The sequence below is a fragment of the Burkholderia sp. COPS genome (assembly GCF_019425585.1).
Lineage (GTDB): Bacteria > Pseudomonadota > Gammaproteobacteria > Burkholderiales > Burkholderiaceae > Burkholderia > Burkholderia cepacia.
In genome coordinates, this window is record NZ_WIXR01000021.1 from 157,250 (window position 1) to 168,380 (window position 11,131).

Here is an 11,131-nt window from a genome sequence, read left to right on the forward strand (position 1 = left end):
CCACCTGTCATGAAAACAGCGGCGCCGTTCGCGCCAGCCGCCGGGTCGCCGCGCGCGGCCCCGGCACGACGTGCGCGCGGGGCCGCCTCCGAGCCGCGCATCGCGCCACGATTTTGCCGCCGCCGTTCGCATCATGAGTGCGCCCGCTTCCTCCCCCCGCCTGCGCGTGCTGCTCGTCACCGATACCGACAAACCGATCGGCGAGCTCGGTGACGCGCTCGCGCAGCTCGGCTACGACATGCTGAACGACGTCGCGACGCCCGCGCGCCTGCCGGCCGCCGTCGAGGAGCAGCATCCCGACGTCGTGATCATCGATACCGATTCGCCGTCGCGCGACACGCTCGAGCAGCTCGCGGTCATGCATGCGACCGCGCCGCGCCCCGTGCTGATGTTCAGCCACGACGCCAACCAGTCGCTGATCCGCGCGGCGGTCGGCGCGGGCGTCAGCGCGTATCTCGTCGAAGGGCTGTCTGCCGAACGCCTTGCACCGATTCTCGAAGTCGCGCTCGCACGCTTCTCGCACGACGATGCGCTGCGCCGCCGGCTTGCCGATGTCGAGCGCGAACTCGCCGAACGCAAGCTGATCGACCGTGCGAAGCGGATGCTGATGGACCAGCGCAGGCTGTCCGAACACGACGCGTATGCGGCGCTGCGCAAGCGCGCGATGGATCAGGGCCTACGCATCGTCGACGTCGCGCGGCAATTGCTCGACGCGTCACCCCAGTCATGACCGCCATGGACACCACCTCTCCCGTCGCGCCGGAACGCGCGCATCTTCGCCTCGGGTTCGTCGCGCTGAGCGACGCGGCCCCGCTGATCGTCGCACAGCGCCTGGACCTCGGTGCGCGGCACGGCCTCACGCTCGAACTCAGCCGCCAGCCGTCGTGGGCCGCCGTCCGCGACAAGCTGCTGAGCGGCGAGCTCGACGCCGCGCATGCGTTGTACGGGCTGGTCTGCGGGCTGCAGCTCGGGATCGGCGGCCCGCAGGCCGACATGGCCGCGCTGATGGTGCTGAACCGCAACGGCCAGGCGATCTCGTTGTCGCGCGGCCTCGCCGACGCCTATCGCGAAAGCGGCAGCGTGCGCGACGCGTTCGCGACGCTCGGCCGCAAGCCGCTCCTCGCGCAGACGTTCCCGACCGGCACGCACGCGATGTGGCTAAACCACTGGCTCGCGTCGCACGGCGTCGATCCGCTGCGCGACGTGCGCAGTGTCGTGATCCCGCCGCCCGAGATGGTGGCCGCGCTCGCGGGCGGCGAACTCGACGGCTTCTGCGCCGGCGAACCGTGGCATGCCGTGGCCGAGGCCTGCAACGCGGGGCGGACCGTCGCCGTCACGAGCGAGATCTGGCCCGATCATCCGGAAAAGGTGCTCGCGGCCCGGCGCGATTTCGTCGCGCTGTATCCGGCCACCGCGCGCGCGCTGATCCGCACGCTCGTCGATGCGTGCGCGTGGCTCGACAGTGCCGCGCACCGTCGCGAGGCGGCCGGCTGGCTCGCGTCGCCCGACGCGCTCGGCGTGCCGGCCCGGCTGATCGCGCCGCGCCTGCTCGGCGACTACGGATCGGGGCCGTTCGCCGTGCCGCCGCTGCCGATCCGCTTCCACGACGGCGGCGCCGTGAACCGCCCCGATCCGCGCGAAGGCGAGTGGTTCCTGTCGCAATACCGGCGCTGGGGCATGCTCGACGGTTCGCACGACGACGCGGCGATCGCCCGCGCGATCGCGCAAACCGCGTTGTATGATGCTGCCGTCGCCGAAAGCGGCGCACCGGGCCCGTCGCGGGCGTGAGGCGCGCCGCGTGATGCAGGCGGCGCGCGCTCCCGCGCCACGCCTGCCCGGGCCGCCTGTCGGCGCCGGGCGCGCGGCTCCCGGGGCGCCGCATGACCACTCCGTCCCCGATCCGATTCGATGCCGAAACCCACGCGCGCGCCGCTCGACGTGCTGCTCACTGAAATCCGCGCGTGCCGTGCCTGCGAAGCCGACCTGCCGCTCGGCCCGCGGCCGGTCGTGCGTGCCCATCGCGACGCGCGCATCCTGATCGTCGGGCAGGCGCCGGGCGCACGCGTCCATGCGAGCGGCATCCCGTGGGACGATGCGAGCGGCAAGCGACTGCGCGGCTGGCTCGACGTCGACGCCGACACGTTCTACGACGAAACCCGCTTCGCGATCGTGCCGATGGGCTTCTGCTATCCGGGCCGCGGCACGAGCGGCGACAACCCGCCGCGCCCCGAATGCGCGCCGCTGTGGATAGACCGGCTGCTCGCCGGGTTGCCGTCGATCCGGCTCACGCTGCTGATCGGCCAGTATGCGCAGCGGCACTTCCTCCGCGACGCGAGCAAGGCCACGCTGACGGACACCGTACACGCGTGGCGCGACTACGGCCCCGGCGTGCTGCCGCTGCCGCATCCGTCGCCGCGCAACCAGGCGTGGTTCAAGCACCATCCATGGTTCGACGCCGACGTCGTGCCCGAGCTGCGACGCCGGATCGCGCCGCTGGTCGCCCGGTAAACGAAATCACCGCCGTGTCGCGACGCTTCGCGACACCCCGTCATCCGTATCGAATCAAGCATGAACGACACCCCTACCGACCTCGACTTTGCCTGCAACGGCTGCGGCGGATGCTGCCGCGACCTGCGCATTCCGCTGACGATCGACGAGGCCACCGCGTGGCTGCAGCGCGGCGGCCACGTGGAGCTGCTGTGCGACGCGATGCCGTGGCTCGTCGAGCCCGAGCCCGACAACGCGTTCGCCGCGTACAAACGCGCACGCTCGAGCGCCGCGCTCAGCGGCTCGCTGCCCGTCCGCGTGACGGTCATGCTCACGGCGTCCCATGCGGGGCCGTGCCCGAACCTGCGCGACGACCTGCGATGCGCGATCTACGACGAGCGCCCGCTCGTGTGCCGGATCTACCCGGCCGAAGTGAATCCGTTCGTACCGCTGGTACCGGCCGGCAAGCAATGCACGCCCGACGCGTGGCAGCAGGCGCCGTTCGTCCGCGGCGGCACGATCGTCGACGCGGCCACCCGCGAGAACATCGCGCGCTCGCGTGCGGCGAGCGAAGCCGAAACGCCGCTGCGGGCACGGTTGTGCAAGGTGCTGGGGATCGAGACGGCGGCCGTGGCCAACGAAGGGTTCGCGATCCACGCGCCGCCGGCCGCCACGCTGCTCGCCGCGCTGACGGATTTGCGCGCGTCGGCACCGGCCGGCGCCGACGACGCCGTCGCGTGGACGCTGATCTCGAACCGCGCGACGACGGTGGACGCGCTCGCATCGGTCGGCGGGGCAAGCCGGCGCGCCGGCGGCGACAGCCCGCACGCCCGCTACCTCGGTTTTCACCCGGACGAATGACCGCCTCGCGGCACGCCGCGAGCGACACCGGGCAACGCCGCACGGCCGCGCGGATCGCCGCCGCGCCCGGTTCGCTGTACCATCGCGGCTCAACCGCGTCACGACCAGCAGAATCCTTCATGCCCTCCACCGCCCCGCCGCGCCTGTACGGGATGCCCGAACGCAGCGACCGGCTCGACTTCTACATCCGCGACCAGGCGTCGCGCCAGGCGATCACCGAGCCGCACCGGCACGCGTATTTCCAGATCCAGTTCAATCTCGGCGGCGACACCGAGCAGCGGATCGGCGGCGTCACGCGGCCGTTTCCGCGCGGCGCGCTCGCGTTCGTGCTGCCGCACCGCGAGCACCTGATCCCGCATCCGGAAGGCGCGCACTTCATCGTGATCAACTTCAGCCAGGCGTTCCTGCGCGCCGATCTCGACGTCGACCCGCTCGACCTGGAGGACGTGCCCGCCCACCGTTTTCCCGAGCTGACGCCGTTCCGCTTCCAGGAACACCTCGACTTCATCCTGACCGGCGACACCTACGACGAAGCGCGCCGCCTCGCGCTATGCATGCTCGACACCGATCGCGTGCGCACGTTCGGCTCGACCACGTTGCTGCGCGGCTACCTGCTGCAGTTGATCGGGCTCGTCTGCACGCAGTACGCGGGCGCGCTCGACAAGCTCGCGCAGCGCGGCGCCCAGCGCGCCGGCCGGCGCGATGCGCTCGCGCGCGTGCTGCGGCACGTCCGCGCCAACCTCACCCGCGAGGACCTGACGCTCGCCGCGACCGCCGAAGCCGCGTTCCTGTCGCCCAACTACCTCGCGCACCTGGTCCGCAAGGAAACCGGCAGCACCTTCACCGATCTCGTGACGGAGCGCCGGATCGCGCTCGCGCAGTCGCTGCTGGCCCACACGAGCCGGCGCATCGCGGACATCGCCCGCTCGGTCGGCTTCCGCGACGAAGGGTATTTCGCGCGGCGTTTCCGCGCGCGGGTTGGCGTGTCGCCGAAGGCGTACCGCGACGCGAACGCCGCGCTGCCGGACGGCGACGACACGCCGGCCGCGCCCGACGCGTAGTTTTGTCCCGGTAAAACGCAGTTGCGTCGCATCCGGCCGCACGGGCGTCGGGTATCGTTGCACGCATGCCGGCCCGTGCGCCGCACGGGCGCGGCATCCGTCTTCCCACCGAACGAGGCCATCCGATGTCCGCCTATGTCATCGACGCTGCCGAGCGTCCTTCCGTCGAAGTCGACCAGTCGTCCGCGCGCTTTCCGGTGCGCCGCGTCTTCTGCGTCGGCCGCAACTACGCCGACCACGCGCGCGAAATGGGCGCCGATCCCGACCGCGAACCGCCGTTCTTCTTCACGAAGCCGGGCGACGCGATCGTCCCGGCCAGCGGCACCGTCCCGTATCCGCCGCTGACGAACGACCTCCATCACGAAATCGAGCTGGTCGTCGCGATCGGCAAGGACGGGCGGTCGATCGACCCGGCCGACGCGCTGTCGCACGTATGGGGCTACGGCGTCGGCGTCGACCTCACGCGCCGCGACCTGCAGGCCGAAGCGAAGAAACTGAGCCGTCCGTGGGATTGGGCGAAAGGCTTCGACGCGTCGGGCCCCGTGACCGCGTTGCGCGCGGCGTCGGCCACCGGTCATCCGGCCAAGGGCCGCATCTGGCTCGCGGTCAACGGCGACACGCGCCAGCAAGGCGACCTGGCCGACATGATCTGGGCCGTGCCCGACGTCATCGCGTACGTGTCGCGCTCGGTCGAGCTGAAGGCCGGCGATTTGATCTTCACCGGCACGCCGGCCGGCGTCGGCGCGCTGCAACCCGGTGACCGCGTGACGGGCGGCGTCGACGGCGTCGCGACGTTCGAGTTCGTGGTGGGCGCGAAGCCGTAAGCCATAAGCCGTACCGCAGCAAGCACGGCGGCCGCCCGCGCGGGGCCGCCGGGCAATATCCCGATTTCGGTCAGTCGTAGCGGCGCAGAAATGCGTCGGCGACGGCCGGCGGATTCAGCGCTTTCGCCGATTCGTTTTCCAGCGCTTCGGCCGCGTCGTCGTCGCTGATCGACACGAACAGCGTGATCGCCGCCCGTTCGTCGCCGGTGCCGAACAGGCCCTCGCGGTCGAGCAGGCGCAACGCACCGATCATGTCGGCGTGCAGTTGCCGCGAAAATTCCGGGAATCTCGACCGGACAAACTGCGGGCTCAGCACGTCGTCGGCGAGCTTGCCGCAGATCGCATTGAACGGCGACGCTTCCGCCGCCGCGTACGCCCATTCCGAAAAGCCCCACGCATACCACGGGTCGTCGTCCGCGACAGCCTGCTGCTCGCGGACCCGGCGCAGCCCCTCGACCGAATTGGCTGCCGGCACCACCGTCATCGCGCCGCTGTCGGTATACAGCGCGAACGCGTAGAAATGCTCGTCCGGGTGCAGCGCCCGCAGCGCCCTGAATGTCGCTCTCGCGGCATCGGCAATGTCTCGCTGGAAATCAGAAAAGTCGCTCATCGTTCCCTCGTCCAATCGACCTTCGCGCGGCGGAGCATGCTCGGCGCGCGGCGGGTTCGTCGTCTCCCGATATGCGATCGATTGTCCGCCCATCGCCCGCGGGACGGTAGCGGTACCCGCACCCATGTCCGCACCGATGCCCGCGCCGATACTCGCGCCCATGCCCGCGCCGGTGCCCGATTCGGCGCGGCGATACCGCGTACTCGCGTTCACCGCCCGGCGTCCCGTGCGTCGAACACCCGCACGCAGACGGCCGCCGCCAGCGCGATCGCGGCCGACAGCAGCATCATCGCCAGCGGCGCATAGCCCGCGTTGCCGGGCGTCAGTACCGCCCCCGTCAACGACGAAAGCGCGGCGCCGCCGGCGATCGTCATCGCACCGGCCAGCCCCGACGCGCTCCCGGCCAGCGCCGGGAGCACCGACACCGCGCCGGCATGGGCACCGGGATTCGTCAGCCCGTTGCCGATGCCGACCAGCACGCACGGCCCGAACCACGCGATCGCATGCGTCGCGCCGCCGAACATCGACGCGAGGCCGATCAACGGTCCCGCGCATGCAACGATCCGCCCGCATAGGATCGTCGTGGCCAGCGCGAAGCGGCGCGCGTAACGCGCGGCCAGGAAGCTGCCGCACACGAAGCCGGCCGTGATGGTCCCCATGTAGAAGCCGATTTCCGCGGGCGGGATGCCGAACACCGTTTGCGCGGCCAGCGGCGCGCCGGCCAGGAACGCGTAGAACGAGCCGGTCGAAAACGCCATGCACAGCGCGTAGGCCCAGAAACGGCGCGCGCGCAGCAGCGCCGGATACGCGCGCAGCTGCTGCCCGAGACTCGACGACCGGTTCGCGTGGGTTTCGACGAAATCGAACCCGCACCAGACGAACAGCGCAATGCCCGCCGCGCCGAGCAGCCAGAAGCTCGCGCGCCAGCCCGCCGTCTGGTCGAGCGCGCCGCCGAGCGTCGGGCCGAGCATTGGTGCGAACGCGGCCGCCATCGCCGCATAGCCGATCCGGCTCGCCGCGTGTGCACCGCCGCCGGTATCCCGGATCGTCGCCATCGACACCGGATAGACCGAGGTGATCGCCGCCTGCATCAGCCGGCACGCCAGAAACACCCGGATATCGGTCGCCATCGCACAGCCGAGCGAGCCGAGCGCGAAGATGCCGACGCCCGCCAGCACGACCGGCCGCCGCCCGAACCGGTCGGACAGCGGCCCCATCACGAACTCCAGCGACGCGGCCACCGCCGCGTAACCGCCGAGCGACAGCGCGACGAGCGCGTAGTCGGCGCGCAGGTCGCGCGCGATTGCCGGCAGCGACGGCAGGAACAGGCTCAGCGGCAGCACCGAGCACGCGCACAGCAGGATCAGCGTCGCGTGTCGCGGCGACGCCCGTTCGGAAGCGATCGGCAGGTTCGGTTGCAAGCGGATGTCCTCCGCGCACGTGCCGCACGGCCGTGCGCAATGCAAAAAAAAGCCCCCGAACGAGTCGGGGGCGCAGGGATGCCGGCGCGGTGCCGCTACCGGACCCTGCGCCTGTGTACGACTACGATGAAGGTTGCTGCTTTCATGCCGGATGGCTCCTGGTTGCCTGGCTGGCCTGGTGCGATGTCGGACGATACCGGACGATGGTAGGCGGACGATACCGACCGCGTCAACGCCCTAACGCGCCCGCACCGACACGAACTTCCGCGCGTTGTTGCGCTGGATCAGCACCGCGATCACGCTGCCGCCGTTCGCTTCGAGCGACTGCACGTCGTCCGGCGTCTCGAGCAGCGTGTCGTTGAGCTCCAGCACGACGTCGCCCGGCTGGATGCCCGCGTGGGCTGCCGGGCCGTGCACCGCGTCCACCATCATCCCGACCGCGAGCCCGGTCGAGCGGCGCTCGTCGTCGCTCAGCGCGTGCATCGTCAGCCCGAGGCGGTCGCCGCCGTCGCCCGCGCCCGCGCCCGCGCCCGCACTCGCTCCCGCCCCCGGCCCCGGTCGTGCGGCCGCCTTCGGCGCGGCCATGCCGACGGTCGTGCCCGCGTTGCCGGCGGCCTCGTCGGCGCCCGTAATCGTCAGCCTCACCGGCGCGCGATTGCGGATCACGCGCAGCGGCGTCTTCTGGCCGGGCGGCAGCGCGGCGGCCAGGTCATTCAGCTCGGCCGAACGGCCGATCGACTTGTCGCCCAGCTTGACGATCACGTCGCCGGGCCTCACGCCGGCCGCGGCCGCCGGCGAGCCGGGCGCCACGCCGTTGACGAGCGCGCCCGCCGGACGCGGCAGCCCGAACGCCGCGGCCAGCCCGATGCCGACATCCTGCACGTCGACGCCAAGCGCGTTGCCGGACGACGGCTCGCCCGGCTCCTGGGATTGCTGCGCCTGCGCCTGCGCCTGCGCCTGCATCTGCTTCTGCAGTTGCGCACGCACCTTTGCGGCAAACGCGATCGGAATCGCGAACGTCATGCTCGCGTAGCGGTCGGTGCCCGTATACACCTGCACCGCGATGCCGATCACGTCGCCCGCGCGATTGAATACGGGGCCGCCCGAGTTGTCGGGGTTCGGGGCGATGTCGGTTTCGAAGAACGGAAACGCGCTGCCGTCCGGCAGCCGGTGCGACGTCGCGCTGACGATGCCGGCCGTGACCGTGTTGCCCGATCCGTCCGGCGCGCCGATCGTCATCACCGGTTCGCCCGCGCGTACCTTCGCCGAATCGCCGATGCGCACGAACGGCAGTTTCGTCGCGGTAACGCGCAGTACAGCGACATCGCTTTGCGGATCGACGGCCAGCACGGTCGCCTTGAATTCGCGGCGGTCCGTGAGCCGCACGGTCACGTCGGTCGCATCGTCGACCACGTGCGCGGAGGTGAGGATCAGGCCGTCGGCGCTGACGATGAAACCCGAGCCGCTGCCCGATACCGCACGCGGCGCCGTGTCGGGCGCCGGCGTCTGCGGGCCCTGCGCGGGAGGCGGCGCGCCGCGCCGGAAGAATGCGGCGAGCGGATCGTCGGGATCGAGGATCGTGAACGACTGGACACCGGCCTGCTGTTCGGGTGCGGCGGTCGTGACGGTCACGACCGCCGGGCCGTAGCGGTCGACGATCGCCGGAAAATCGACCGGCATCGCATAAGGCGTCGCACCCGGCCTTTGCTTCGTCGCGGGTGGCGTGGCGGATGGCGACAGGGTTCCGGAAACGGCGGCCGGCGAAGGCAGCAAACAGCCGGCAAACACGCCCCCGATCAACGCGGTGCGAAGCACGGCGCGAGCAAGCGTCTGGCGAACCACGGTGCACCTCCCCCGGGCGTCGCGGCGCCGACATGCGCGAGACGCGCAGGCGCCTGACAAGCACCGGTACACGCATCCATTTATAGTCCACGCGGCCTGTTCGAACATACGAATCGAAACCCGTATGCCGGGCGGCACGGCAGGCGCGGAGCCGCGACGGCGTTCGTTTCGAACAAAGTGTGCGGTTCGTCAATCCGCACAAGTCCGATTGTCGTGCGCGGCGATAAGCGGTGTGTGCTGGTATGCGGAGCCGAACCTGGCGGCTGCATGCGGTCGATGTACAAAAATCGGCCCGCTGACAGCGGTGAACTTGCTGCTGCCGACCGCCGAGAAGCGGTATCGAGTCAAAGGTTGGCGGCTTCCTTCACCTGACCGCCGCGCCGCCGGCTCTGGCAACGCGTACGCACGTCACGCCCCGCCCACCCGCTCCGCGATCGCCGACAGCATCCGCAACATCGGCTCGAACGCGTCGGCCGACGTATTGCCGAACCCGAGCACCAGCCCGTTGCCTGCCGATGCCGCATCGATCGAAAAGCCCGACAGCGGGAACGGCCCGATGCCGTGGGCGCGCGCCGCGTCGACGATCGCGCGATCGCGGTAGCGCGCAGGCAGCCGCAGCGCAAGATGCAGCCCGCACGGGCCGCCCTCGATCTGGTGCGGCACGCTCAGGCTGCCGTCGAGCGCGGCGAGCAGCAACCGCCGCCGGTCGCGGTACAGCCGGCGCATGCGGCCGAGATGGCGGCCGTACTCGCCCGTCTCGATGAAATCCGCCAGCGCGAGCTGCACATGGCGGGTGCCGCCGCGCAGCATCTCCGGCAGCACCGGCCGCACCGCGGCCAGCAGCGCGTCGGGCAGCACGAGAAAACCGATGCGCAGCGCCGGAAACATCGTCTTGCTGAACGAGCCGAGATAGACGACGGGCGAATCGTCCGCGAGCCCGTGCATCGCGCCGATCGGTTCGCCGGTGTGACGGAATTCGCTGTCGTAGTCGTCCTCGATGATCCACGCGCGATGCCGGCGCGCGGCATCGATCAGCGCGAGCCGGCGCGAGATCGACAGCACGGCGCCGGTCGGGAACTGGTTCGACGGCGTCGTATAGACGAGGCGCGGCGTCCGCTCGCGCCAGTCGTCCGCTTCGACGCGCAGCCCTTCCGCGTCGACCGGCATCGGCACGACGTCGAGATCGGCCGCCTGCATCGCGGTGCGTGCGCCGCGATAGCCGGGCTCCTCGACCCACACCGTATCGCCCGGGTTCGTCAGCAGCTGCGCGCACAACGAGATCGCACCCTGTGCGCCCTCCGTGATCACGATCTGCTCGGGATCGCAGCGCACGCCGCGCGTCACGGCCAGGTGGCGCGCGATCGATTCGCGCAGCGCGCGCTCGCCGAGCGGATCGCCATAACCGAGCAGGTCGCGGCCGCTGCGGCGCAGCGCACGGTCGATCGCGTGGCGCCACGCGTCCACCGGGAAATGCGTCAGCGCGGGCACGCCCGGTCGGAACCCCTCCGATTCGCCGGTGCCGATGCGGCTCGGGCGAATGCGGCCGAGCCGCTGCGCGACGGCCGGCGGCGCGGCACGCCGGCGCGGCGGCGCCGGCCGCGACAACCCGACGACACGCGTGCCGCGCCGGTCGGACTGCAGGAAGCCTTCGGCGACGAGTTGCTCGTAGACGGCAGCCGTCGTGTTGCGCGACACGCCGAGCGTCTCGGCCAGCGCACGTGTGCCGGGCAGCCGCGTGCCGGCCGGCATCGCGCCGCCGAGAATCGCGTCGCGCACGCGGCGCAGCAACTGGCGCTGCAGCGAAGGCGCACCGGGCGTGCGCGCCAGCGGCGCGTCGAGCGGCAGCAACGGCGCATCGCCGGAAGGCAGGATTGTCGTCATCGGAACATCTCAGCGTGAAAATGTCGGAACGTGGCGGACGGCTAGTTGCGGACGGCCGGTTGCGGACGGCCAGCGGCGCAAGGCGCACGGCTCATGGCTCTTGGCTCTTGGCTCTTGGCTCTTGGCTCTCGGCTCTCGGCTCTC

General features: G+C 71.2%; 10 protein-coding genes. 6 read left to right on the forward strand and 4 right to left on the reverse strand.

What is annotated here, in order from left to right; translation table 11 throughout:
- Positions 1–133: 133 nt before the first annotated feature.
- The 6 genes from FOZ70_RS20765 to FOZ70_RS20790 all read left to right on the forward strand — a co-directional run bounded on the left by FOZ70_RS20765 (position 134) and on the right by FOZ70_RS20790 (position 5,233).
- The gene (locus FOZ70_RS20765; protein WP_042977474.1) at positions 134–730 is read left to right on the forward strand and encodes an ANTAR domain-containing protein; all 597 of its coding nucleotides are present in this window, start codon (positions 134–136) and stop codon (positions 728–730) included.
- 5 nt (positions 731–735) lie between these two features.
- Positions 736–1,788: a CmpA/NrtA family ABC transporter substrate-binding protein gene (locus FOZ70_RS20770; protein ID WP_048025510.1), complete on the forward strand. Its 1,053-nt coding sequence runs from the start codon at positions 736–738 to the stop codon at positions 1,786–1,788.
- Positions 1,789–1,908: 120 nt separating this feature from the next.
- Entirely contained in the window at positions 1,909–2,508 is a 600-nt protein-coding gene (locus FOZ70_RS20775) for a uracil-DNA glycosylase family protein (RefSeq protein WP_219706619.1), read from the forward strand.
- 60 nt (positions 2,509–2,568) lie between these two features.
- Positions 2,569–3,348, forward strand: coding sequence for a YkgJ family cysteine cluster protein (locus FOZ70_RS20780; protein ID WP_219706620.1), 780 nt, complete (start codon positions 2,569–2,571; stop codon positions 3,346–3,348).
- Between the two features lie 119 nt (positions 3,349–3,467).
- Positions 3,468–4,409 carry a helix-turn-helix transcriptional regulator gene (locus FOZ70_RS20785; RefSeq protein ID WP_027791818.1) on the forward strand — a complete coding sequence of 314 codons (942 nt, stop codon included), beginning with the start codon at positions 3,468–3,470 and terminating at the stop codon, positions 4,407–4,409.
- Positions 4,410–4,534: 125 nt separating this feature from the next.
- Entirely contained in the window at positions 4,535–5,233 is a 699-nt protein-coding gene (locus FOZ70_RS20790) for a fumarylacetoacetate hydrolase family protein (RefSeq protein ID WP_048025513.1), read from the forward strand.
- 70 nt (positions 5,234–5,303) lie between these two features.
- Here the strand turns inward: FOZ70_RS20790 and FOZ70_RS20795 are convergent, their stop codons facing one another.
- The 4 genes from FOZ70_RS20795 to FOZ70_RS20810 all read right to left on the reverse strand — a co-directional run bounded on the left by FOZ70_RS20795 (position 5,304) and on the right by FOZ70_RS20810 (position 10,987).
- Positions 5,304–5,843, reverse strand: coding sequence for a DUF4303 domain-containing protein (locus FOZ70_RS20795; protein ID WP_059488020.1), 540 nt, complete (start codon positions 5,841–5,843; stop codon positions 5,304–5,306).
- A 209-nt stretch (positions 5,844–6,052) separates the two neighbouring features.
- A complete protein-coding gene (locus tag FOZ70_RS20800; RefSeq protein WP_219706621.1) occupies positions 6,053–7,264 on the reverse strand; it encodes an MFS transporter in 1,212 nt (403 codons plus the stop codon).
- Positions 7,265–7,501: 237 nt separating this feature from the next.
- Entirely contained in the window at positions 7,502–9,106 is a 1,605-nt protein-coding gene (locus FOZ70_RS20805; RefSeq protein ID WP_219706622.1) for a trypsin-like peptidase domain-containing protein, read from the reverse strand.
- Between the two features lie 408 nt (positions 9,107–9,514).
- Positions 9,515–10,987: a PLP-dependent aminotransferase family protein gene (locus FOZ70_RS20810; RefSeq protein ID WP_219706623.1), complete on the reverse strand. Its 1,473-nt coding sequence runs from the start codon at positions 10,985–10,987 to the stop codon at positions 9,515–9,517.
- Positions 10,988–11,131: the final 144 nt, after the last annotated feature.

What these genes read in the sequence shown, in the direction of transcription:
- FOZ70_RS20810 (WP_219706623.1), bottom strand. Translation starts at nt 10,987, where the DNA reads ATGACGACAATCCTGCCTTCCGGCGATGCGCCGTTGCTGCCGCTCGAC.
- FOZ70_RS20765 (WP_042977474.1), top strand. Translation starts at nt 134, where the DNA reads ATGAGTGCGCCCGCTTCCTCCCCCCGCCTGCGCGTGCTGCTCGTCACC.
- FOZ70_RS20780 (WP_219706620.1), top strand. Translation starts at nt 2,569, where the DNA reads ATGAACGACACCCCTACCGACCTCGACTTTGCCTGCAACGGCTGCGGC.
- FOZ70_RS20795 (WP_059488020.1), bottom strand. Translation starts at nt 5,843, where the DNA reads ATGAGCGACTTTTCTGATTTCCAGCGAGACATTGCCGATGCCGCGAGA.
- FOZ70_RS20790 (WP_048025513.1), top strand. Translation starts at nt 4,535, where the DNA reads ATGTCCGCCTATGTCATCGACGCTGCCGAGCGTCCTTCCGTCGAAGTC.
- FOZ70_RS20785 (WP_027791818.1), top strand. Translation starts at nt 3,468, where the DNA reads ATGCCCTCCACCGCCCCGCCGCGCCTGTACGGGATGCCCGAACGCAGC.
- FOZ70_RS20770 (WP_048025510.1), top strand. Translation starts at nt 736, where the DNA reads ATGGACACCACCTCTCCCGTCGCGCCGGAACGCGCGCATCTTCGCCTC.
- FOZ70_RS20775 (WP_219706619.1), top strand. Translation starts at nt 1,909, where the DNA reads ATGCCGAAACCCACGCGCGCGCCGCTCGACGTGCTGCTCACTGAAATC.